This window comes from Corallococcus sp. AB038B (genome assembly GCF_003668955.1).
In the GTDB taxonomy this organism is placed as follows: Bacteria; Myxococcota; Myxococcia; order Myxococcales; family Myxococcaceae; genus Corallococcus; species Corallococcus exiguus.
In genome coordinates, this window is record NZ_RAWO01000004.1 from 1 (window position 1) to 23752 (window position 23752).

21 protein-coding genes, 1 tRNA gene and 1 pseudogene are annotated in these 23752 nt (G+C 67.2%); all 23 read left to right on the forward strand.

Annotation, left to right across the window (positions count from 1 at the left end; all coding sequences use genetic code 11):
* Nucleotides 1-185, forward strand: a pseudogene (gene tuf / locus D7Y04_RS19255) (elongation factor Tu); the annotation flags it as partial.
* Nucleotides 186-279: 94 nt separating this feature from the next.
* Complete coding sequence (gene rpmG, locus D7Y04_RS19260) at nucleotides 280-444, forward strand: 50S ribosomal protein L33 (RefSeq protein WP_002617522.1); 165 nt, start codon at nucleotides 280-282, stop codon at nucleotides 442-444.
* A 22-nt stretch (nucleotides 445-466) separates the two neighbouring features.
* Nucleotides 467-542: transfer RNA gene (locus D7Y04_RS19265), tRNA-Trp, on the forward strand.
* Between the two features lie 88 nt (nucleotides 543-630).
* Nucleotides 631-1074 carry a preprotein translocase subunit SecE gene (gene secE / locus D7Y04_RS19270; protein ID WP_120596211.1) on the forward strand — a complete coding sequence of 148 codons (444 nt, stop codon included), beginning with the start codon at nucleotides 631-633 and terminating at the stop codon, nucleotides 1072-1074.
* Nucleotides 1074-1622, forward strand: a complete 549-nt coding sequence (gene nusG, locus D7Y04_RS19275; protein ID WP_120596210.1) for a transcription termination/antitermination protein NusG — start codon at nucleotides 1074-1076, stop codon at nucleotides 1620-1622. Before secE ends, nusG begins: the two co-directional genes overlap by 1 nt.
* Before the next feature lie 108 nt (nucleotides 1623-1730).
* Nucleotides 1731-2177 carry a 50S ribosomal protein L11 gene (gene rplK, locus D7Y04_RS19280; protein WP_120596209.1) on the forward strand — a complete coding sequence of 149 codons (447 nt, stop codon included), beginning with the start codon at nucleotides 1731-1733 and terminating at the stop codon, nucleotides 2175-2177.
* 28 nt (nucleotides 2178-2205) lie between these two features.
* Entirely contained in the window at nucleotides 2206-2919 is a 714-nt protein-coding gene (gene rplA, locus D7Y04_RS19285) for a 50S ribosomal protein L1 (RefSeq protein ID WP_120577860.1), read from the forward strand.
* Between the two features lie 396 nt (nucleotides 2920-3315).
* Complete coding sequence (rplJ, locus tag D7Y04_RS19290) at nucleotides 3316-3837, forward strand: 50S ribosomal protein L10 (RefSeq protein WP_121760275.1); 522 nt, start codon at nucleotides 3316-3318, stop codon at nucleotides 3835-3837.
* Nucleotides 3838-3926: 89 nt separating this feature from the next.
* Nucleotides 3927-4298, forward strand: a complete 372-nt coding sequence (rplL, locus tag D7Y04_RS19295) for a 50S ribosomal protein L7/L12 (protein WP_120568129.1) — start codon at nucleotides 3927-3929, stop codon at nucleotides 4296-4298.
* A gap of 181 nt (nucleotides 4299-4479) precedes the next feature.
* Nucleotides 4480-8706 (forward strand): DNA-directed RNA polymerase subunit beta, encoded by a 4227-nt coding sequence (gene rpoB / locus D7Y04_RS19300; protein ID WP_120577863.1) that lies wholly within the window; start codon nucleotides 4480-4482, stop codon nucleotides 8704-8706.
* Nucleotides 8707-8838: 132 nt separating this feature from the next.
* Nucleotides 8839-13050, forward strand: a complete 4212-nt coding sequence (rpoC, locus tag D7Y04_RS19305) for a DNA-directed RNA polymerase subunit beta' (protein ID WP_120596208.1) — start codon at nucleotides 8839-8841, stop codon at nucleotides 13048-13050.
* 177 nt (nucleotides 13051-13227) lie between these two features.
* Nucleotides 13228-13689, forward strand: coding sequence for a hypothetical protein (locus tag D7Y04_RS19310; RefSeq protein ID WP_121760276.1), 462 nt, complete (start codon nucleotides 13228-13230; stop codon nucleotides 13687-13689).
* A 104-nt stretch (nucleotides 13690-13793) separates the two neighbouring features.
* Nucleotides 13794-14144: a phasin family protein gene (locus tag D7Y04_RS19315; RefSeq protein WP_120596206.1), complete on the forward strand. Its 351-nt coding sequence runs from the start codon at nucleotides 13794-13796 to the stop codon at nucleotides 14142-14144.
* Nucleotides 14141-14902, forward strand: coding sequence for a lytic transglycosylase domain-containing protein (locus D7Y04_RS19320; RefSeq protein WP_120596205.1), 762 nt, complete (start codon nucleotides 14141-14143; stop codon nucleotides 14900-14902). Before D7Y04_RS19315 ends, D7Y04_RS19320 begins: the two co-directional genes overlap by 4 nt.
* A gap of 160 nt (nucleotides 14903-15062) precedes the next feature.
* Entirely contained in the window at nucleotides 15063-15755 is a 693-nt protein-coding gene (locus D7Y04_RS19325) for a hypothetical protein (protein WP_121760277.1), read from the forward strand.
* 23 nt (nucleotides 15756-15778) lie between these two features.
* Nucleotides 15779-16243, forward strand: coding sequence for a social motility and stimulation tgl protein (locus tag D7Y04_RS19330; RefSeq protein ID WP_120526752.1), 465 nt, complete (start codon nucleotides 15779-15781; stop codon nucleotides 16241-16243).
* A gap of 23 nt (nucleotides 16244-16266) precedes the next feature.
* A complete protein-coding gene (gene tgl / locus D7Y04_RS19335) occupies nucleotides 16267-17025 on the forward strand; it encodes a social motility TPR repeat lipoprotein Tgl (protein ID WP_121760278.1) in 759 nt (252 codons plus the stop codon).
* Between the two features lie 21 nt (nucleotides 17026-17046).
* Entirely contained in the window at nucleotides 17047-17433 is a 387-nt protein-coding gene (locus tag D7Y04_RS19340) for a RodZ family helix-turn-helix domain-containing protein (protein WP_120596202.1), read from the forward strand.
* Nucleotides 17434-17442: 9 nt separating this feature from the next.
* Entirely contained in the window at nucleotides 17443-18177 is a 735-nt protein-coding gene (gene recO / locus D7Y04_RS19345; protein ID WP_121760279.1) for a DNA repair protein RecO, read from the forward strand.
* A gap of 32 nt (nucleotides 18178-18209) precedes the next feature.
* Nucleotides 18210-19223, forward strand: a complete 1014-nt coding sequence (locus D7Y04_RS19350; protein WP_121760280.1) for a carbohydrate kinase — start codon at nucleotides 18210-18212, stop codon at nucleotides 19221-19223.
* A gap of 78 nt (nucleotides 19224-19301) precedes the next feature.
* Nucleotides 19302-20591 (forward strand): DNA polymerase beta superfamily protein, encoded by a 1290-nt coding sequence (locus D7Y04_RS19355; protein ID WP_121760281.1) that lies wholly within the window; start codon nucleotides 19302-19304, stop codon nucleotides 20589-20591.
* Nucleotides 20588-21379: a DNA polymerase beta superfamily protein gene (locus D7Y04_RS19360; RefSeq protein ID WP_199749700.1), complete on the forward strand. Its 792-nt coding sequence runs from the start codon at nucleotides 20588-20590 to the stop codon at nucleotides 21377-21379. Before D7Y04_RS19355 ends, D7Y04_RS19360 begins: the two co-directional genes overlap by 4 nt.
* Nucleotides 21380-21449: 70 nt before the next feature.
* Complete coding sequence (locus D7Y04_RS19365) at nucleotides 21450-23738, forward strand: protein kinase (protein WP_370457154.1); 2289 nt, start codon at nucleotides 21450-21452, stop codon at nucleotides 23736-23738.
* The last annotated feature ends 14 nt before the right edge of the window (nucleotides 23739-23752 follow it).

A 23752-nucleotide genomic window follows, 5' to 3' on the forward strand; every position in this document is an offset into this window, starting at 1 on the left:
GCACCACGGACGTGACGGGCACGGTGAAGCTGCCGGACAACGTCGAGATGGTCATGCCGGGCGACAACATCGCCATCGAGGTGGAGCTCATCACCCCGGTCGCGATGGAGAAGGAGCTCCGGTTCGCCGTCCGCGAGGGTGGCCGTACGGTGGGCGCCGGCGTCGTTGCGGAGATCATCGCCTAGTCGGCTTCCCGCCGACCGGCTTTCACGGGCACTGAGTTGCGGAGGGGAGGGCTGCTTTTGTAGCCTTCCCTTCTCGCATCTGGTGAAATGAACCATGCCTAAGGGTAATCGCTCCATCATCTCGCTCGAGTGCACCACGTGCAAAGAGCGGAACTACACGACCACGAAGAACAAGCGGAAGAGCCAGGACAAGCTTGAGCTGAGCAAGTTTTGCCCTCGCTGCCGCAAGCACACGGACCACAAGGAAGGCAAGGTCTAGGTCGTCGGTTTCATGAAGGTTTAGGCCAGTAGCTCCAACGGTAGAGCAGCGGTCTCCAAATCCGCGTGTTGGGGGTTCGAATCCCTCCTGGCCTGCCAGCTTCAGTACAGGGACCCCCGGTACCGAGCGGTGCCGGGGGTCCCTGCCTTTTCGCAGTCCCGCTTCCGCACTCCCTCGTGAGGCACCATGGCGACGGCATCTGAGGCCAGCCAGCAGGCTAACCGCTCGGGCATCGACCCCAAGCGGCTCGTGGTCATCTTCTATCTCGTCACCGGCATCGTCCTGGCCCTCTTCCTGGAGCACGTCTTCGGGTTGCTCTGGAGCCGGTTCGGCTGGAGCGACGTGGAGCTCTTCGAAGGCCTCGGCTGGCGTGTGTCGACGCTGGCGGGCTACGTGGTCGCTCTCGCCCTGGTGCTGGCGGCCTACTTCCACCCTCGCACGCACACCCTCTCCATCGACGTGGCGTCCGAGTTGATGAAGGTCACCTGGCCTACCTGGTCGGAGACCCGCGCTTCGACCATGGCCGTGGTCGTCGCCTCGCTGGTGGCGGCCGTTCTGCTCTTCTGCATCGACACCGTCGCCTACAACTTGATGGTGGAGTGGCTGCCTGCCCTGTGGGGGAAGCTGTAATGGCGAAGAAATGGTTCACGGTCCAGACCTACTCGAACTACGAGAACCAGGCGAAGAAGAACCTGGAAGAGCAGGTGCGTCTCAAGGGCCTGCAGGACCAGGATCTGATTGGTGAGATCCTCATCCCCATGGAGCAGGTCGTGGAGATGGTGAACGGCGAGAAGAAGACCACCCGCCGCAAGCTGTTTCCGGGCTACATCTTCGTCCAGATGGAGCTCAGCGACACCACCGTCCACCTGGTGAAGAACACCTCCAAGGTGACGGGGTTCCCGGGCGTCGGCCAGAACGAGCAGCCCCGGCCCATGTCGGACCGCGAGGTCGAGCGCCTCACCGTGCAGGTCACCGAGGGCGCCCACAAGGCCAAGCCCAAGGTCCAGTTCGAGACCAGCGATACGGTGCGCGTCATCGACGGCCCGTTCGCCAACTTCAATGGCACCGTGGAAGAGGTCAACCCGGAGAAGGGCCGCGTGCGCGTGCTCGTCAGCATCTTCGGCCGTGCGACCCCCGTGGAGCTCGACTTCATGCAGGTGGAGAAGACCACCGGCTAGTTTCACAAGTCTTCCGCGCCCGGGTGACGGGCGCGGATCAACGGGTGGGAGGGTCGCCCCGTCTGGCGGCCCGTTGGAACCACCCTCTCGAAAGGCAGCAGTCCGCCGATGAAGAAGGTCACAGGTCAGGTCAAGTTGCAGATCCCCGCCGGCAAGGCGAACCCCGCCCCGCCGATTGGTCCCGCGCTCGGTCAGCAGGGCGTGAACATCATGGAGTTCTGCAAGCAGTTCAACGCCAAGACGCAGGCGGAGGCCAAGGAGGGTCTGATCATCCCGGTGATCATCACCGTGTATCAGGACCGCTCCTTCACCTTCATCCTGAAGACCCCTCCCGCCGCCATCCTCATCAAGAAGGCCGCGGGTCTCCACACGGAGAAGAAGAAGGGTTCGGGCGCGAAGAAGCCGGGCAAGGAGAAGGTGGGGCAGATCACCCGTAAGCAGCTCGAGGAGATCGCCAACAAGAAGATCCAGGACACCACCGCCGCGTCCATCGAAGCCTGCATGAACACCATTGCTGGCACCGCGCGCTCCATGGGCATCGACGTCGTCGGCTAGCCCGCCCTACATCTCAAGGATTCCTGCCATGGCTACCAATGGAAAGAAGTTCCGCGCGTCCAACGAGCTGGTGGACCGCAACAAGCGCTACGCCGTCGCCGAGGGCTTCGCGCTGCTGAAGAAGACGGTGGATACCCGCGCGACGAAGTACGACCAGACGGTCGATGTCGCCATCAACCTGGGCGTGGACCCGAAGCACGCGGATCAGATGGTCCGTGGCGCCGTGGTGCTCCCGCACGGTACCGGCGCCACCGTGCGCGTGGCCGTGTTCGCCAAGGGCGAGCGCGCCACCGAGGCCACCAACGCCGGCGCGGACATCGTCGGCGCCGAGGACCTCCAGAAGCGCATCGAGGAGGGCTTCCTCGACTTCGACACCGTCATCGCGACGCCGGACATGATGGGCATCGTCGGCCGCCTCGGTAAGGTGCTCGGTCCCCGTGGCCTCATGCCGAACCCGAAGGTCGGCACGGTGACCATGGACGTCGCCAAGGCCATCCGCGACTCCAAGGGCGGTAAGGTCGACTTCCGCGCTGAGAAGGCGGGCATCGTCCACGCGAAGATGGGCAAGGCCTCCTTCCCCGCGGACAAGCTCGAGGCGAACTTCAACGCGCTGGTGGACCTGGTGATGAAGCTCAAGCCGGCCACCGCCAAGGGCGTGTACCTGCAGGGCATCGCCATCTCGACGACCATGGGGCCGGGCATCAAGCTCGACACCACGGAAATCCTGGCGCGTCACCGCTAATCGCGGGTGCCAGGACGGGCAGGGAAGGGTGCGCTCCCTGACGGGGAGCGTCAATCCCGTCGCCCGCGAACGTCGGTCCGTTAGAAAGTGCTGGATCTTTGCGAAAGCCGGGGGTATAGGCCCCCGGCTTTTGCAATTGGGGCGCCATGTCGAGAGACGCGGCGTTCCGACCTGGTTCATGACAGCAGGGACCTGGATTGGAGAAGACGCGTCCGTTGGGAACCGGGCAACCGGTCGGGCCGTCCATCCGCTCCTGGTTCAAACGACCGCAAGGTCAGCCCTGCCGAGACTGGAGGTGCGGTGTGGTGCCTCTCGGAGGCTCCTCTCTCGCTCTGCCACTTTGGCCCAGGCATCACGCCCGACCGTCAGGTCGGGCCATGAAGGAGGTGAGTCAAGGTGCTGAAGAGCGAGAAGGAAGAGATGATCAAGGACCTTCACGAGAAGTTTGCGCGGACCAAGACCGCGGTGCTCGTGGAGTCCTCCAAGGTGAACGTCGAGACCGTCACCAAGCTGCGTCGCAAGTTCCGCGAGGGCAAGGTCGAGTACAAGGTCATCAAGAACACGCTGGCGCGCCGTGCCGCTCAGGGTACGACCGTCTCCGCGATTTCTGATGACTTCACTGGTCCCGTGGCGCTGTGCATCAGCTACGACGACGAGGTGGCTCCTGCGAAGATCCTGATGGATTTCATCAAGGACATGGAGACCATCAAGGTTCGTAGCGCCGTCGTCGCCGGTAAGAAGGTCGACGCCAACGGCGTGAAGGCACTGGCGAAGCTGCCGGGCCTCAATGAGCTGCGCGGGATATTGCTCGGCATGCTCAACCAGCCTGCAGGCAAGCTGGTCCGGACCATCGCGGCCCCCGGGTCGCAGCTCGCGCGCGTCATCCAAGCGCACGCGGACAAGGCGCAGGGTCAGTAATCGTCCCGAGAAGTTTTTCTACCGCAACCTCTTCGGCCGAGCCGCCCAAATGGGTCGCCGGCCGTTAGTCAACCAGAAGGAACAGTTCCATGGCCGATTTGAACGCGATTGCTGAAGAACTCTCGAAGCTCACCGTCCTCGAGGCGGGCGAGCTCGTGAAGCTGCTGGAGAACAAGTGGGGCGTTTCCGCCGCCGCCGTGGCCGTTGCCTCCGCGGGCCCCGCCGCCGCCGCCGCTCCTGTTGAGGAGAAGACGGAGTTCAACGTGGTGCTGGCGAACGCCGGCGCCAATAAGATCAACGTCATCAAGGAGATCCGCGCCATCACCGGCCTGGGCCTGAAGGAGGCCAAGGACCTGGTCGAGGGCGCGCCCAAGACGGTCAAGGAAAGCGTCAACAAGGACGACGCCAAGAAGATCAAGGACCAGCTCGTCGCCGCTGGCGCCACCGTCGAGATCAAGTAGTTCTGTGCAGGGGCTACCCTGTTCTTCCGGGAAATCCCGGGTAGCCGCCTGATCGGATGAGCAGGCCGGCGCTCCCTATGCTGGGGCGCCGGCTTTGCCCATTTGACATTTGCCAAATTTCCCGGCGCCGCCGCGCGTTACTGAAGTTTGCCCCGCCCGAGCAGCCGTCCCCGGAGACCGAATGCCGACGCAGATCCAGAACAATTTCCGCGTGCGGAAGACCTTCGCCAAAATCGCGAAGATCATCGACATTCCCAATCTCATCAACATCCAGAAGCAATCCTACGAGAAGTTCCTCCAGGCCGACATCGCCCCGGAGAAGCGTGAGGATCTTGGCCTTCAGGGTGTCTTCAAGTCCGTCTTCCCGATCCGGGACTTCAACGAGACCTCCTCGCTGGAGTTTGTCAGCTATCACCTGGAGAAGCCGAAGTACGACGTCGATGAGTGCCACCAGCGTGGAATGACCTACTCGGCGCCTATCAAGGTCGTCGTGCGCCTGGTCGTCTGGGACAAGGACGAGGAGACCGGCGCCCAGTCCATCCGCGACGTGAAGGAGCAAGAGGTCTATTTCGGCGAAATCCCGCTGATGACCCAGAACGGTACGTTCATCATCAACGGCACCGAGCGTGTCGTGGTGAGCCAGCTGCACCGCAGCCCGGGTGCGTTCTTCGACCACGACAAGGGCAAGAGCCACTCGTCGGGCAAGCTGCTCTACAACGCCCGCATCATCCCGTACCGCGGCTCGTGGATCGACTTCGAGTTCGACCACAAGGACCTGCTGTACGTGCGCATCGACCGGCGCCGCAAGCTGCCGGCCACCGTGCTCATCCGCGCCCTGGGCGCCGTCGGTGACACGGCGAAGAAGAACCCGCTCGATTTCAAGGGTTCGACCGAGGAGATCCTCAACTACTACTACGCCACCGAGACCATCTACCTGCAGAGCGCCGCGGACTTCGAGAAGTCCGTCGAGCTGGAGCTCCTGCCGGGTCAGCGCGCCACGCGCGATATCAAGACCAAGTCCGGTGAGCTGATCGTCAAGAAGAACCGCAAGTTCACGCGCGCCGCCATCAAGAAGCTTGAGGCGGCGAAGATGACCAAGCTGCCCATCGACGCGGACGAGCTCTTCACCAAGGTGTCCGCCTACGACGTGGTGGACGAGAACACCGGTGAGGTCATCCTCGAGTGCAACGAGGAGGTCTCGCAGGAGAAGGTGGACGAGCTCCTCAAGCGCGAAATCAAGGAGTTCAAGGTCCTCTTCATCGACAACCTCAACGTGGGTCCGTACCTGCGTGAGACGTTGATGCTGGACAAGATCGAGTCGCCCGAGCAGGCGATCATGGAGATCTACCGGCGTCTGCGCCCGGGCGATCCCCCGACGCCGGAGACGGCGACGAACCTGTTCAGCAACCTGTTCTTCAACCCGGAGCGCTACGACCTGTCCAAGGTCGGCCGCCTCAAGCTGAACTTCAAGTTCAGCCTCGAGGAGCCCCTCGACGGTCAGATCCTGACCAAGCGCGACATCCTGGAGGTCATCCGCTACCTGATCGACCTGAAGAACGGCAAGGGGACGATCGACGACATCGACCACCTGGGCAACCGTCGCGTCCGCGCGGTGGGCGAGCTCCTGGAGAACCAGTACCGCATCGGCCTCGTCCGCATGGAGCGCGCGATCAAGGAGCGCATGAGCCTCCAGGAGATCGAGACGCTCATGCCGCACGACCTGATCAACGCCAAGCCGGTGACGGCGGTGATCAAGGAGTTCTTCGGGTCCAGCCAGCTGTCGCAGTTCATGGACCAGACGAACCCGCTCTCGGAAGTCACGCACAAGCGCCGTCTGTCGGCCCTTGGGCCTGGCGGACTCACGCGTGAGCGCGCGGGCTTCGAAGTCCGCGACGTGCACCCGACGCACTACGGCCGCATCTGCCCCATCGAGACGCCGGAAGGCCCGAACATCGGCCTCATCGCGTCGCTGTCGACCTACGCGCGCGTCAACGAGTTCGGCTTCGTGGAGACGCCGTACCGCAAGGTGGACGCGGGCAGCGTGACGGGGGACGTGGCCTTCTACTCGGCGCTCGAAGAGGAGAAGCACACCATCGCCCAGGCGAACGCGGAGACGGACAAGAAGGGCAAGTTCGTCAACGAGCTGGTGCAGAGCCGCCGCAGCGGCGAGTTCGTCCAGGTCAAGGCCGAGGACGTGGACCTGATGGACGTGTCCCCGAACCAGCTGGTGTCGGTGGCCGCCTCCCTCATCCCGTTCCTGGAGAACGACGACGCGAACCGCGCGCTCATGGGCTCCAACATGCAGCGCCAGGCCGTGCCGCTGCTGCGCACGTCCGCGCCGCTCGTGGGTACGGGCATCGAGGCCATCGTCGCGCGCGACTCGGGCGTGACGTGCGTGGCCCGCCGTGACGGCGTCGTGGAGTCGGTGGACGCCGGCCGCATCGTGGTGAAGGCGGACTCCAACGCGGCCCTGAGCGACGTGTCCAGCGAAGTGGACATCTACAATCTGCTCAAGTACCAGCGCTCCAACCAGAACACGTGCCTCAACCAGAAGCCCATCATCCGCAAGGGTGACCGGGTGAAGAAGGGCGACGTGATCGCGGACGGCCCGGCCACCGAGACCGGTGAGCTGGCGCTGGGACAGAACATCGTCGTCGCGTTCATGCCGTGGCAGGGCTACAACTTCGAAGACTCCATCCTGCTCAGCGAGCGCATCCTCAAGGAGGACGTCTTCACGTCCATCCACATCGAGGAGTTCGAATGCATCGCGCGCGACACCAAGCTGGGTAAGGAGGAGATCACCCGCGACATCCCGAACGTGGGTGAGGAAGCCCTCAAGGACCTGGACGAGAGCGGCATCATCCGCATCGGCGCCGAGGTGAAGCCCGGCGACGTGCTGGTGGGCAAGATCACTCCGAAGGGCGAGACCCAGCTCTCCCCCGAAGAGAAGCTGCTGCGCGCCATCTTCGGTGAGAAGGCCGGCGACGTGCGCGACAGCTCGCTGCGTGTGCCCCCGGGCGTTGTCGGCACCGTCATCAACGCCAAGGTGTTCAGCCGCAAGGGCGTGGAGAAGGACGAGCGCGCCAAGCAGATCGAGTCCATGGAGGAGGCGAAGCTCCTCAAGGACCAGAACGACGAGATCAAGGTCCTCCAGGACTCCGCGTACAGCCGCCTCCGCGGGCTGGTCCGCGGCAAGGAGGTCCAGGGCAAGCTCGTGGACGACAAGGGGAAGATCCTCCTGAAGAAGGGGGACATCCTCAACGACGAGCTGCTGGCCACGGTGCCGTACAAGTACTGGGGCGAGATCTCCGTGGGCGACCCGCTGGACGCGCGCCTGCGCGACATCCTGCGCAGCCTGGAGGAGACGAAGGAGGCCGTGAAGCTGGCCTTCGGCGAGAAGATCGCCCGCATCAAGAAGGGCGACGAGCTCCCCCCGGGCGTCATCAAGATGGTGAAGGTGTACGTCGCCATCAAGCGCAAGCTGGCGGTGGGCGACAAGATGGCCGGCCGCCACGGCAACAAGGGCGTCGTGTCCCGCGTCCTCCCCGAGGAGGACATGCCGTACCTGGAGGATGGCCGTCCGGTGGACATCGTCCTCAACCCGCTCGGCGTTCCCAGCCGCATGAACATCGGGCAGATCCTCGAGGTCCACCTGGGCTGGGCCGCGAAGGGCGTGGGCGAGCAGCTGCAGCGCTACATCGAAGAGAACTTCAGTGGCGAGCAGCTCAAGAAGCAGCTGAAGACCGTCTACGACGACAAGGCCTTCGGCGACTTCGTGGACGGGCTGTCCGACCAGGAGGTCCAGGACCTCTGCCGCCGCCTGAAGAAGGGCATCCACGTGGCGACGCCGGTGTTCGACGGCGCTCGCGAGACGGAGCTGCACGCCCTCTTCGACGAGGGCCGGCTGCCGCGCTCCGGCCAGATGGTGCTCTTCGACGGCCGCACGGGTGAGCCGTTCGACCAGAACGTCACCGTGGGCGTGATGTACATGCTCAAGCTGCACCACCTGGTGGACGAGAAGATCCACGCCCGTTCCATCGGGCCCTACTCGCTCGTCACGCAGCAGCCCCTGGGCGGCAAGGCCCAGTTCGGCGGTCAGCGTCTGGGCGAGATGGAAGTCTGGGCGATGGAGGCCTACGGCGCGGCGTACACGCTGCAGGAGTTCCTCACGGTCAAGTCGGACGACGTGGTGGGCCGCACGCGCATGTACGAGGCGATCGTCAAGGGCGACAACGTCCTGGAGTCCGGCCTGCCCGAGTCGTTCAACGTGCTCCTCAAGGAGCTCCAGTCGCTGGCCCTGGACGTGGAGCTGCTGGAGAGCGCGCCCCCGGAGCGGCAGCGCAGCTTCGGCGGTGACTTCCTGGGTGGCGGCGACGGCGAGGACCGGAAGTCCGGGACCGAGGCCTAGGCCTTTTCAAAGAAGCCGGCGCGCCCGCCTGACCGGCTGGCTGCTTCCTCGTGGAGGGAGCGGCTGGCCGGGCGCAGGGCGGGGGCCCGAAACGTTTGGCGCCTTGAGCGCTCATAAGTTTTCGGAGGCAACGTGAAGGACATTTTCAACTTCTTCGAGAAGCCGAAGGACCCGCTGTCGTTCAACGCCATCCGCATCGCGCTGGCGTCGCCCGACAAGATCCGTCAGTGGTCGCACGGCGAGGTGAAGAAGCCGGAGACGATCAACTACCGCACCTTCAAGCCGGAGCGGGACGGCCTGTTCTGCGCTCGCATCTTCGGGCCGGTGAAGGACTACGAGTGCAACTGCGGCAAGTACAAGCGCATGAAGCACCGTGGCGTCGTGTGCGAGAAGTGCGGCGTGGAGGTGATTCAGTCCAAGGTGCGCCGTGAGCGCCTGGGACACATCACGCTGGCCACGCCCGTGGCCCACATCTGGTTCCTCAAGTCGCTGCCCAGCCGCATCGGCAACCTGCTCGACATCACCCTCAAGGAGATGGAGAAGGTGCTGTACTGCGAGAGCTACATGGTCATCGACCCCAAGGCGACGCCGCTCCAGAAGGGCGAGCTGATCTCCGAGGAGAAGATGCACCGGCTCTTCCAGGAGCACGGTGAGGACTCGTTCTCCGCGGGCATGGGCGGCGAGGCCGTCCGCGAGATGCTCAAGTCCCTGGACGTGGAGAAGCTGTCCGAGGAACTGCGCAAGGACATGCGCGAGACCACCAGCGAGGCGAAGCGGAAGAAGTACGCCAAGCGCCTGAAGGTGGCGGAAGCGTTCCGCGTCTCCGGCAACAAGCCGGAGTGGATGATGCTGGACGTCATCCCGGTCATCCCGCCCGACCTGCGTCCGCTGGTGCCCCTGGACGGCGGCCGCTTCGCGACCTCCGATCTCAACGACCTGTACCGCCGCGTCATCAACCGGAACAACCGCCTCAAGCGGCTCCAGGAACTGAACGCGCCGGACATCATCATCCGCAACGAGAAGCGGATGCTCCAGGAGGCCGTGGACGCGCTGTTCGACAACGGCCGCCGCGGCAAGACCATCACCGGCCCGAACAAGCGGCCGCTGAAGTCGCTGTCCGACATGCTCAAGGGCAAGCAGGGCCGGTTCCGTCAGAACCTGCTCGGCAAGCGCGTGGACTACTCGGGCCGCTCCGTCATCGTCGTCGGTCCCGAGCTGCGCCTGCACCAGTGCGGCCTGCCGAAGATCATGGCGCTCGAGCTCTTCAAGCCGTTCATCTACAACAAGCTCGAAGAGAAGGGCTACGTCACCACCATCAAGTCGGCGAAGAAGATGGTGGAGAAGGAGCGTCCGGAGGTCTGGGACATCCTCGAGGACGTGATCCGCGAGCACCCGGTGCTCCTCAACCGCGCCCCCACGCTGCACCGCCTGGGCATGCAGGCCTTCGAGCCCGTGCTCATCGAAGGCAAGGCCATCCAGCTGCACCCGCTGGTGTGCGCCGCGTTCAACGCGGACTTCGACGGCGACCAGATGGCCGTGCACGTGCCGCTGTCCATCGAGGCTCAGATGGAAGCGCGCGTCCTGATGATGTCGACGAACAACATCCTCAGCCCCGCGAACGGCAAGCCCATCATCGTCCCGACGCAGGACATGGTGCTTGGCATCTATTACATGACCCGCGCCCGCGAGTTCGCCAACGGCGAAGGCCGCGTGTTCGCGTCGCCGGACGAGGTGCGCGCCGCGTACGACCACGGTGAGGTCCACCTGCAGGCCAAGGTGGTGTGCCGCATCGACGGCAAGCGCAAGGAGACCACTGTCGGCCGCGTGCTGCTGTGGGAAGTCGTTCCGCGCCGCGTGGGCTTCGACGCCATCAACAAGGTGCTCGACAAGAAGTCGCTCGGTAACCTCATCGACCTCTGCTACCGCCTCACGGGTGAGAAGGAGACGGTGCTGCTGGCGGACCGCATCCGCAGCGCGGGCTACTTCCACGCGACCCGCGCCGGTATCTCCATCGCGCTCAAGGACATGATCATCCCTGCGAAGAAGCAGGAGTTCCTGGACTACGCGCGCAAGGAAGTGGCGGAGATCGAGAACCAGTACCTGGAAGGCCTCATCACCGACGGTGAGCGCTACAACAAGGTCATCGATATCTGGGCGGAGATCACCGAGAAGGTCGCCCAGGAGATGATGCAGCAGATCTCCCAGGACGAGGCTTCCGGGGACGTGGACGGCAAGCGCATCACGCGCAAGCAGCCGTCGTTCAACCCCATCTACATCATGGCCGACTCCGGTGCCCGCGGCAGCGCCCAGCAGATCCGCCAGCTGGCGGGTATGCGTGGCCTGATGGCGAAGCCCTCCGGCGAAATCATCGAGACGCCCATCACGGCCAACTTCCGTGAAGGCCTCTCCGTGCTCCAGTACTTCATCTCCACGCACGGCGCCCGTAAGGGTCTGGCGGACACGGCGCTGAAGACGGCCAACTCTGGTTACCTCACCCGCCGTCTCGTGGACGTGGCGCAGGACGCCATCATCAACGAGTACGACTGCGGCACCATGGACGGTCTGTTCATCGGCGCCCTGGTCGAGGGCGGCGAGATCATCGAGCCGCTGGGTGAGCGCATCCTGGGCCGCGTGGCCCTGGACGACATCCTCGACCCGGTGACGGGCGAGGTGCTGGTGCGCGCCAACGAGGAGATCGACGAGGAGCGCGTCCGCCGCATCGAGAACAGCGGTCTGGACAAGGTGAAGATCCGCTCGGTGCTCACGTGCCAGGCCAAGCGCGGCATCTGCGTGGAGTGCTACGGCCGTGACCTGGCGCGTGGCCGCAAGGTGTCCGTGGGCGAGGCCGTGGGCGTCATCGCGGCGCAGTCCATCGGTGAGCCGGGTACGCAGCTCACGATGCGCACCTTCCACATCGGTGGTGCGGCGACCCGTCGCGCGGAGCAGTCCAGCCTGGAGAACCGCTACGCGGGTTCCGTGAAGTTCGCGGGCCTGAACACGGTGCAGAAGGCGGACGGCACGCTGGTGGCCATGAACCGCAACGGCGAGATCGTCGTCGTTGACGAGTCGGGCCGCGAGCGCGAGCGCTACCAGATCATCTACGGCGCCCGCATCATGGTGAAGGAAGGCCAGAAGCTGGAGCCGGGCGTGCTGGTGGCCGAGTGGGACCCGTTCGCCATCCCGCTGCTCACGGAAGTGGGCGGTGTCGTGCGCTACGAGGACATCATCGAAGGCGTGACGATGTCCGAGACGCTCGACGAGGTGACGGGCCTGTCGCGCAAGACGGTCATCGAGTCCAAGGACCCGGAGGCGCGTCCGCGCGTCACCATCCGCGACGCGGCCGGCAACGTGAAGGACCTGCCGTCCTCCCGCAACCAGGCGAGCTACTTCCTGCCCCAGGGCGCGATCATCACGGTCAACGACCAGGATGAGATCTCCGCGGGTGAAGTCATCGCCAAGGTGCCGCGCGAGACCACGAAGACCAAGGACATCACGGGCGGTCTGCCCCGCGTGGCCGAGCTCTTCGAGGCGCGCAAGCCCAAGGACGCGGCGGCGATCGCGGAGATCGACGGCGTGGTGTCCTTCGGCAAGGACACCAAGGGCAAGCGCAAGCTCATCATCACCCCCGAGGTGGGCGGCGAGCAGCGCGCGGACCTGGCCAAGGAGTACCTGATCTCCAAGGGCAAGAGCATCAACGTCCACTCCGGCGACCGCGTGAAGGCCGGCGAGGCGATGATGGACGGCGCGGCCAACCCGCACGACATCCTCAAGGTGCTGGGCGAGAAGGAACTCGCGCGCTACCTGGTGGACGAAGTGCAGGAGGTCTACCGACTGCAGGGCGTGAAGATCAACGACAAGCACATCGAGACGATCGTCCGGCAGATGCTGCGCCGGGTGCGCGTCACCGACGTGGGCGACACCAACTTCCTGGTCGACGAGCAGGTCGAGAAGTGGGTGTTCGAGGAGGAGAACGAGAAGGTCATGTCCGAAGGGAAGCGCCCGGCCGTGGGCGAGCCCCTGCTGCTCGGCATCACCAAGGCGTCGCTCTCCACCGAGTCGTTCATCTCCTCGGCGTCGTTCCAGGAGACCACGAAGGTGCTCACCGAGGCCGCCATCAACGGCAAGGTGGACTACCTGCGCGGCCTCAAGGAGAACGTCATCATGGGCCGGCTCATCCCCGCTGGCACGGGCCTGCCGAACTACAAGCACCTCGACATCGAGGTGGAGAGCCCCACGGACGAGGTCAACGAGATGGAGGCCGCCCTGGCCGCCACCCACGGCGACACCGGCCCGCTGGCTCCTCCTCCGTCGCGGCCGGACACCCGGTCCACCGACGTCGCCTAGTGCTTCCGTAAGAAGCATCCCTGACGCTTCGTGAGTCAGCCGCCGTCCTGGTGTCATACCGGGGCGGCGGCTTTCTCGTTTTGCACACTCCGCTGCCTGTTCGCTTGACAGTATGTCGCGGTGCGTTATTTTGACGCATCACGTTGTGAGACCCGGAACACCGGGGGGGAGCGCGACATGGCGACGACGAGTGCGAAGGCTGACGAGAAGACGGGCGTGAAGCAGAACGTGGAGGCCTACCTGAAGGGGCGGTTCACCGAGGCGCAGAAGCGGTTCCAGGGCCTGGAAGGGGAGGCGAACAAGGCCTTCCGTTCGCTGGAGACGCGAGGCCAGGTGGCGGCGAAGGAGGTCCAGACCCTGTGGACGAAGGTTCAGGCCGGTGAGCTGCGTGCCGACCCTCGCGTGCAGGAGTTGAGCAAGAAGGTGGACGCCGCGAGCGGGGAGCTGCGCAAGCGGTTGGACGGGCTCCAGACGAAGGTCGTGGAGGCGGTGGGAGTTGCCAGCCAGTCCCAGGTGCAGCAGATCACCCGAGAGCTGAACCGCCTGTCGAAGAAGCTGGATGTGCTCCTGAAGCCCACCCGTCGTGCCCACCGGACGACCAAGAATTCGGGCGGCGCGGCGTCTTCTCCGCGGGCCTGAGCAGCGTTTTCATCACCCATGGGGTGTGCTTAGGTCGCAAACCCCTTTGAATGCCCAGGGATCCTTCCGCGGAAGGAGCCCGGGGTAACTCCCGGAGAGACTTCATGGACACCAACACCGAGGCCCCCCGAGAGAAGACCTCCGTGGCGGAGGCATTCGAACGGATCTGGAGCCAGGCGCTCCTGGCGGTGAACACGGCGGAGGAGGAGGCTTCCCGCGCCGTGCAGCGCGTGGCGTCCGTCGCGGGCTGGAGCCAGGACGAGGTGAAGCGTCAGGCCCGTGAGTTCGCGGACCGGCTGACGGGGCACCGCAAGGACCTGGAGCACAACGTGGAGGAGCGGGTCCGCACGGCCCTGATCCTCCTGAAGCTGCCGCGCCGCGAGGAGTTGCAGGCATTCGGTGCCCGCCTGGAGCGTCTGAACGAACGCATCCAGGCCCTGGAGCACCGCAAGTGAGTGGACCCGCCGCCTCGGGCGGCAGGTCGTTGGGAACGCGGTTCTTCGCGGGGCTGCATGCCCTGAGCAGCGGGTGCTCCCGGCTCCCGCTGCTCGCGGGCGTGGCGCTCGTGGTGTCCGCTCGGGTGGTGCCCCTCCTGGAGGAGCCTGCCTCCCAACCCGTGGTCCCCGAGATGGTGGCGCTGGAGTCCGTCTCCGAGGAGGCGGCCCTCATCGACGCCGTGCTGGCCAAGCGCGCCCCGGACCTGGGTCTCACGCTGCGCCGGCGGCTGGGGCAGGCCATCGACGAGGAGTCGCGCCGCACGGGGTATGATCCGCTGCTGGTGCTGGCCCTCATCGACGTGGAGTCCGACTTCGAGGAGGAGTCCGTCTCCGAGAAGGGCGCTCGGGGCCTGATGCAGATCAAGCCCAGCACGCTGCACTTCCTGGCGGAGAAGGAAGGCCTGAGGCTGTCGCGCGAGGAGGTGGTGGCCGATCCCGCCGTCTGCGTGCGCCTGGGCATCCGCTACCTGCGCAACCTCCAGGGCCGCTTCGGCGGCGACCTGGACCTGGCGCTGATGGCCTACAACGCGGGCCCCACGCGCATCCGGGATGCCATGAAGGCCGGGGAGCTCGAGAAGTTCCGCCGCTACCCCCGGGCCGTGCGCCGCGACTTCCGCCGCTTCCGCGAGGGCCATGGCCTGGGCGGGGACTGGGCGCTCGCGCAGCGCGAGCCGCCGCCTCCGGCGCCTGACGAGACGCCAACCGCGGCGCCCTGACGGTCTTCGCGGCTGGACTGGAAGACGGGCCCCCGGGTGAATGTTCGGGGCGGCGGAGCGCTCCAAGGAGGGTCGTCCCCGCCTTGTCCCGCTCCCCCGGGTGCGCTAAGTCGTTCGCAAGCTCCCGGGACTGTTGAGGATTCCCTGGAGGAATGCCCCCATGCCCCGTCCGTCCGCCCGTATTGCCATCACCGTCGTGGCCTCGCTCGTCCCCATGCTGGCCCTGGCCGGTTCGGTCTTCCTGAACGGCGTGAAGATCGACGGGGTGACGAACACGCGCTTCGAGAAAGCCACCGTCCGCATCGACGCGGAAGGGAACATCTACATCGACGCGCCGGGGTACGCCGCCCGCGTGACGACCGTGACGCCTGCGACGCCCACGCCCGCGACGCATTCCACCGCCACGCCTCCTGCCGCCGCGCCCCTGGACGCGGGCATCGTCGCGCAGGCCCCCGCGCCGGCCGTACCCGTTGCCCCCTCGACATCACCGGGGCGCATCAGCCAGCGCTACTGGCTGGTGACGGAGCAGACGACGCCGGGCATGACGGACTTCGACATCGACGTGTACGTGAACTCGCGCTGGCTGCGCCGTTTGCGCAACAACGAGGACCAGGTGGTGGTGGACATCACCAGCCAGTTGCGTCCCGGCGCGAACGCGGTGACGCTGATTGCCCGCAAGCAGGCTGGGGGCAGCCGCCGCAGCACGTCGCCCGGGAACGTCTTCAAGGTGATCATCGGCGAGGGGAACGAGGGCGGCGGCAACGTGATGATTGACACGCCCCTCATCCGCTTCCAGAAGACGGCTGCGGACGTGCAGGACGCGACCGAGGAGTTCACGCTCACCACCCGTTAGGGTGCGCGGGAAGGGAGACGACGGTGTTCACCATCGACGAGCGCTACCGGGGCCTTCCCGCCAACCGCGACCAGGTGCTGGCGCTGCACCTGGCCCTCAACACGCCGCACGTGGCCATTCCCGGCAAGCAGGCCGGACCCGCGCAGGCCTTCGTGGTGGGGCTGCGCGGCGGGCAGGGCGCGGGCGTCTTCGTGTACCTGTACCTCGTGGAGGCGGGGGACTGCGCGGTGTACGTGTCCGGCCGGCGCATCCAGTCCGCGGATGAGCTGCGCGAGGACGAGGACGACGCGCTCGCGTTCGTGGAGTCGCTGGGCTTCATGATGGACAACGCGAACTGGCGTGCCGCGGCCCCCGCGCAGCAGGACGAGTGGCTGAAGACGCTGCCCGTGTTCTTCCGGGAGCCCACGCTCGTGCCCGCCGTGAAGGCCCGCGCCGAAGAGAAGCGCAACGTCGCCACCACCCTGGGCCGCTTCCTGGCCGCGTTCTGACCCCCCACCCTGGATTGGCACCCATGTCCCGCATCACTTCCTCCTGCTTCCTCGCGTTCGCGCTCGCGTCGGCGGGCTGTGCGCACGTCCCCACGGAGAAGGAGCGCCAGGGCTCGGAGATCCACTACGACCTGGGCGTGCAGGCGCAGCAGCACGGCCATGTGCAGGACGCGCTCGCGGAGTACCAGAAGGCGCTGGAGCTGAACCCGGGCAACCCGGAGGCCCACAACGCGGTGGGTCTGCTGCTGCACCTGTCCTTCCAGCGGCTCGACGAGGCGTCGTCCCACTACGAGAAGGCGCTGACGCTGCGGCCGTCCTTCTCCGACGCGCGCACCAACCTGGGCAACCTGCGCCTGGCCCAGGGGCGCTACGACGACGCCATCAAGCTGTACGAGGAGTCGCTCAACGACATGCAGTACCGCTACGGCTTCTCCGCGCAGGGGAACCTGGGTTGGGCGCTCTACAAGAAGGGCGACACGGCGAACGCGGTGCAGAACATCAAGGCCGCCATCACCACCAACCCGGACTTCTGCCTGGGCTACAAGAACCTGGGCATCATCTACGACGAGACGGGCAAGACGGAGGAGGCGTGCCGGCAGTTCGCCCACTACCGTGAGAAGTGCCCGGAAGTGGCGGAGGCCTACCAGCGCGAAGGCGTGTGCCAGGCGAAGCTCGGGCGGGTGGAGGAGGCGAAGAAGGCGTTCGCGGGCTGCGAGGCCAAGGCCCAGTCCAACGAGCAGGTGCTCAAGGACGATTGCCGCTCACTGCTGGACCACCTCTAGCCGCGGGGGCCCCGAAAGACCGTGGACCACGTCGACTTTGGCAAATACCTCAGCCAGCAGCGCGAGCTTCGCGGCATGTCGCGCGAGGACGTCTCCCGGGAGACGAAGATTCCCCCCAGCCTCGTCGCGGCGCTGGAGGCGGGGCAGGTGGAGCGGCTGCCCGAGCGCGTGTTCGTGCTGAACTACATCCGCGCGTACGCGCAGGTCATCGGCCTGTCGCCGGAGGAAGCGGCGCTGCGCTACGAGGAGGTGGACCGGGCGGTGCCCGCTCCTTCTCCGGCGCAGCTCGAAAAGGCGCGTCGCAAGCGGGCGTACGTCATCCTGGCCATCCTCCTGGCGGTCGTGCTCCTGGGCGCGGGGCTGTTCCTGGTGCTGTCCGGGAAGCTTCCGCCTCCCGCCGCGCGTTGACGAGGGATCATGGAGCGGTACGCCGACGACGCGTTCGTGCTGTCCACGGTGGACTACGGTGAGTCCGACCGGCTGGTGACGCTGCTCACGCGCGAGCACGGCAAGCTGACCGCGTTCGCCGCGGGCGCGCGCAAGAGCAAGCGCCGGTTCGCGGGGGCGCTGGAGCCGTTCATGCGGCTGCGCGTGCAACTGGTGGAGACGCGCGGCAGCACGGTGCGGATCGATTCGGCGGACATCGTCGCGGGCTTCTACGCCGCGCGCGAGGACCTGTCGCTCATCGCCCGGGCGCTGTACGCGGTGGAGCTGTGCCGCGAGCTCACGCGCGAACACGAGCCGCACCCGGAGCTGTTCGAGCTGGTGGAGGGCTACATGCACCGGCTGGATGCGAAGGAGGCCGGGCCCACGTCATTGCTCGCGTTCGAGCTGGCCGCGCTGGCGCAGGCGGGGTTGATGCCCCGGTTCGACTCCTGCTCGCTGTGTGGCGGTCAGCCCGGCGAGCGTCCCCGGTTCGACCAGGGCCACGGTGGCGCGGTGTGCGAGCCGTGTGGCGGACGCGCGCGTGACTCGGTGCCGGTGCCGGTGGCGCTGCTGGCCGGCCTGCGCTCGCTCCAGGAGGGTCAACGTACGCCGCTGCCCGCGGACCTCCGTGCGCGGGCTCGTGGCCTGCTCAACGTCTTCATCGCGCACCACGTGGGCCGAAAGCTCAAGAGCGTGGACTTCATGGCGCAGGTGGGCCTGGACTGACGGGTAGCACGCGGTCCCCAGGGGGAGCTGTCATGCACGGAGCCGGGCCGCTGGACGTGGTGTGTGTCGGCGAAACGCTGGTGGACTTCCTTCCCGTGGCCGGCGGCGCCACGCGCGTGCGGGACGTGGAGGCCTGGAAGCCATCGCCGGGAGGCTCACCGGCCAACGTCTCCGTGGGGCTCGCGCGGTTGGGCCTGCGCTCGGCGATGGTGGGTGTGGTGGGCTCCGACGAGTTCGGCCACTTCCTGCGCGACCGGTTGGCGGCGGACGGCGTGGACGTGAGCCGCCTGCGACAGGTGGACCACGCTCGCACGGGCCTGTTGTTCGTCTCACTGGATGCGCATGGCGAGCGCAGCTTCACGTACTTCCGGACGCGGTCCGCGGAGTTCCTGCTGGACGACTCCGACGTGGACGGCGACTTCGTGCGACGCGCGAAGGTGCTGCACTGCGGCTCCAACTCCCTGCTCCTGCCGGAGGCACGCGAGGCCATGGTGCGCATGCTCACCCTGGCCCATGAGGCCGGGATGCTGGTGAGCTGTGATCCGAACCTGCGGCTGCACATGTGGACGCAGCCCGAGGAGCTGCAGGCGCTCCTGGGACGCATGCTGCCTTTGTGCACGGTGGTGAAGCTGTCCGAGGAGGAGATCCACTTCGCGACCGGCGAGCACTTGCCCGAGGCGGCCCTGCACGTCCTGGCCGCGCGGGGCGTGCGGCTCCCCGTGGTGACGCTGGGGCCTCGTGGCGCGGTGTTCCTCTGGCGGGGCGAGATCCTCTCCGTTCCCGCGCCGCAGGTGACGGTGGTGGACACGACAGGCGCGGGGGATGGCTTCGTGTCCGCCATGTTGAGCGGCCTGGTGCGTTGGTACGGCGATGCGCGTTCGCTGGAGGGCGCGACACGCGAGGAGTTGGTCGCGCTGATGACCTTCGCGGCGGGCGTGGGGGCCCGGGTGGTGACGAAGCTGGGCGCGGTGGCGGCGCTCCCCCTGGCATCCGAAGTGGAGGGGCTTCTGCCCGCTCTACCCGCAGCGCGACGCATCGCACGCTGACGGGAAGCGCTGTTCCGGGTCAGGCTCGCGTGCTTCGCTGCGTCCTGCGTGGCCCACCATCCCATCCAGGAGGGACCGATGAGCGACACCCGTGAGACTTCTTCCTCCGCCCCTGCTCGCGTCCGAGGACTGGAGCAGATCGACCGGCTGTCGGTGCCCCTGCCGCATGGCACCGAGGTCACGACCCGCGTGGAACGCGTGGCGTCTGGGGGACGCCGCATCCCCCAGGGCGTGGTGGGCCGCGTGGTGCGCGCGCATGACGGCGGCTTCGACGTGCAGATCGTCGGCGTGGGCGAGGAGTGGTTCGCGCGCGACGAACTGGTGCCCCGGCGCACGGGACAGGTGCAGTTCGCCCAGCGGCGCGAGGCGGCCTGGAGCGCGCTGCGACCGTGCGTGGTGCTGGAGACTCGCGTGGGCAGTCACGCCTGGGGGCTCGCCGATGAGCGCTCCGACGTGGACGTGCGCGGTGTGTTCGCGCTGCCGCTCCCGTGGACGCTGGGCCTGGGGCAGCCGCCGCAGGACCTGGTGAGCGCGGATGGCAGCACCACGTACTGGGAGGTCCGCAAGACGGTGGAGCAGGCGCTGCGCGCGGATCCGAACACGCTGGAGACCCTCTTCGTCCCTGGCGCGACGGCGGTGGACGAGCTGGGCACGTGGGTGCTGGAGGCGCGCGAGGCGTTCGTCTCCAAGGCCATCTTCGGCAGCTTCGGGCGCTATGCCATGAGCCAGCTCGACAAGCTCACCCGCAGCCAGCGGTTGGCCGAGCACCGCGACCTGCTCCTCGCGTGGCTGTGCGAGGAGCCCACGCCGGACCTGGACGAGGTGGCCCGTCGCCTGGCCGCCGTGTCTCCCCGTGCCTCGCCTACTCCCGAGGACGCGGTGCTCGCGGCGAAGACTTACGTCAAGCAGCTCTACCGCTCGCTCTGGGACCAGGGGCTGCTTACGTCGAACGACTTCGCGGCGCTCACGGCGTACGCGCGCGGCGGCGGCCAGCGTCCTCCGTCCGCTCGCGAGCTGCGGCCGAAGAATGCGTACAACCTGCTGCGGCTGGTGGCGCTGGCGACGGGCTGGCTGCGTGACGGTGTGCCCACGTTCGAGGCGACGGGGGCGTTGAAGGCGCGGCTGCTCGACATCAAGGGGGGACAGGTGCCCCTGGAGGACGTGCTGCGGGACGCCGAGGCGATGGCTCCGGCGTTGGAGGCCGCGCACCGCGAGAGCCAGCTACCGGAGCATCCGGACTACGCCCGCGCTGACCAGTTGTTGCGCCGTGTGGGGGACGAGGTGGCTCGGCGCTGGGTCTTGAAGTCGCCTGGACCGCTGGGCCGTGACGCGCCGGAGGCTCCGGCACTGGAAGGAGGGACGGAATGAAGGGCAGGGTGACGGAACATCAGGAGCGCATGGCGGACCGCGTGCTGGACGCGGAGTCCCTCCTGCGCGAGCACCTGGTCATCTCGCTGTCTGGCGCGCATGCGTACGGTTTCCCGTCGCATGACAGCGACCTGGACCTCAAGGCCATCCACATCGCGCCCACCGCCGCGCTCCTCGGCCTCCAACCCCGGCACGTGCCGGCGGAGCGGCTGGAGGTGCTGGAGGGCGTGGAGGTGGACTACTCGTCCAACGAGCTGCAGCCCGTGCTGCTGGGCATCATCCAGGGCAACGGCAACTACATCGAGCGCGTGCTGGGTGCCATCACCGTGCGGGCCCTGTCGGAGGAGCTGGAGACACTGCGGCCCCTGGTGCGGGCCGTGCTGTCGCGGCGCATCCACCGGCACTACCGCGGCTTCGCGCAGGGGCAGTTCCGCGAATGGGAGAAGAGCGGATTCCGCTCCGTGAAGAAGTTGCTGTACGTGCTGCGCACCACGCTCACCGGAACGCATGCACTGCGCACGGGCGAGGTGGAGACGGACGTCACCGTCCTGCTGGAACCGTATGGCTTTGGTGAAGCCCGCGCGCTGGTGGAGCGCAAGCGGAGCGGTGAGCGCATCGAGCTGACCGACGCGCTCAGCGAGCAGTGGCAGCGGGAGGTGACGCGCGCCTTCGCGGTGCTCGACGAGGCGGATGTGGCCTCCGTGTTGCCTCTGGAGCCACAACCGTCGGCCGTGGCCGCGCTCGAAGGCTGGATGCTCGACGTGCGGCGGCGGCGGTTCGGCGCCTAATCCGCTTTCACCGGGCTCCGGAGGCCGGTGTTGGAGCCGCCTGTAAAGACGGTCATCGACCTGGGAGGGCATGGCGGGTAACATCCGCCCCGCCATGAGCACGCAGGGAGTCGCCGGAGACGATCCCGACCGGGGGCGGCGCATCGGAAAGTACGAGATCCTCACCCGCCTCTCGATGGGCGGGATGGCGGAGTTGTTTCTCGCGTACACCTCCGGCCCCGGTGGCTTCCGCAAGTTCGTGGCGGTGAAGCAGATCCTCCCCGACATCAAGAAGGACGACCAGTTCGTCAAGATGTTCCTCGACGAGGCGCGCATCACCGCAGCCTTCTCGCACGCGAACATCGGACAGGTGTTCGACCTGGGTGAGGAGGACGGCGAGCTGTACCTCGCCATGGAGTTCCTGCCCGGCCAGAACCTGGAGCAGGTGGTGAAGATGGCGGAGCGGCGCAAGTACGCGCTGCCGCTGGGCTTCAGCGCGCGCGTGATTCGCGACACGTGCCTGGGCCTGCACTACGCCCACCACTTCATGGATCCGTCGGGCCGCCCCGTCGCCGTGGTGCACCGCGACGTGTCCCCGAAGAACGTGATGCTCACCTACGACGGCGTCGTGAAGGTGATCGACTTCGGCATCGCCAAGGCGCGCGGCAAGCTGGGCCGCACGCAGGTGGGCACCGTGAAGGGGACCAGCGGGTACATGTCCCCGGAGCAGGTTCGCAACAAGGACCTGGATGGCCGCAGCGACCAGTTCTCCACGGGCGTGATGCTCCATGAGCTGCTGGCCGGACAGCGCCTGTTCAACGCGCCCGGCGAAGCCGCCGTGATGATGCAGATCGTGGACGGGGACATTCCCGCGCCGCGCTCGCTCAACGCGACCGTGCCGGAGGCCCTGGAAGCAGTGGTGCTCAAGGCGCTGTCTCGCGATGCCACCCAGCGCTTCGGCACCTGCCGGGAGATGGGGCGCGCCATCGAGGCCACGCTGGGCGCCGAGCTGTTCGACGAAGACCAGATGACCGCCGTCATGGGCGAGCTCTTCGAGGAGAAGCGCCAGAAGACGCGCACGCTCCTGGAGCTGGCCAGCCGCGCCGAGGACGCCCGCGTCAGCGAGGCCGCCGGTGCGCTCCAGGTGGAGGAGGGCGGTGAACAGGCCTCCGCCGCGGCCACCGCGCAGGTGCAGTCGCCGCACGCGGAGGCCCCGGCCGCGGATGTCGCGGCGTCCTTCAAGCCCACGCCCGTCCGCCGCACCGCGACCGAGTCCGCGGCGCCCGCGCCCCGCGCGACCCCTCGGCCCGCCAATGAGGCCGTGGAGGCCCGCGCTTCTCGCGTCAACACGCCCACGGTGACGCCGCGAGCGCAGCGGCCCTCGGGCTCGGATGGGACGCCCGTTCCCCGGGTCATCCGTCCTCCCGCTGACGCCGTGCGGCCCTCGAGGGCCCGTCCCAGCGCGCGCCCCGAGCCTACCGAGGCCCGCGACGCGGCTGAGTCCGACGGGCTGATGGATCCGCCCAGCGAACTCCAGACCCAGCGCTTCAAGGCCCGTCCGGTGCGCGGCACCACGCGGCCCTCACGCCAGGTGGAGGAAGAGGAATCCGTTGAAGCGCCCCCCGTGTCCCCGCCTGCTCGCGAGGGCTCCGGCTGGGGCATGCGGTTGTTCCTGCTCCTCATCCTGGGCGGCGTGGTCGGGCTGGCGACGCTCGAACCCGTGCGCCGCATGTTCATGCCGGCCTTCGACTCCGCGAAGCAGTGGGTGAAGGCGGAGATGGATCCGCCTCCGCCCGTGGACCCCGCCGCGAACGGACAGTGGCCGCCGAAGCCCTCCGGTCCTCCGCCGGGCTTCGTCCAGAAGACCACCCCCGAGCCCGAGCCGGTGGTGGAGCCGCCGCCCACGCCCGAACCGGTGGTGGACGCGACGCCCGTCGACACGAAGAAGGCCCCCGCCGGCAAGGGGGGACGCAAGACGAAGCCTGCCGCCACGACGGAAGCGCCCGCGGTGGCGAAGGTGGAGCCGCGCCCCGCGAAGCCCGAGCCCTCGGAGCGGCCCCCGGAGCCCTTCACCACCGTCACGCAGGAGGAGAAGCCGACGGTGCTCGACACGACCACCCCGCAGGGCGCGGCGAAGGCGGGCCTGGGCTGGCTGACGCTCTACACGGTGCCGAAGAACGCGGCGGTGTTCGACGGCGCCACTCAGCTGGGCACGTCCCCGCTGATCAAGCTCGCCATACCCATCGGGACGTACCGTTTGCGCGTAGTGGACCCGCAGGACCCCGGCGGTACGAGCAAGCTGTTGTCCGCTCCCATCCGCCCCGGCGAAGTGACGAAGCTGCAGATTCGACTGGCCGACCTCCCGGCCTACTCGGACTGACCGCCGTCCTTGAC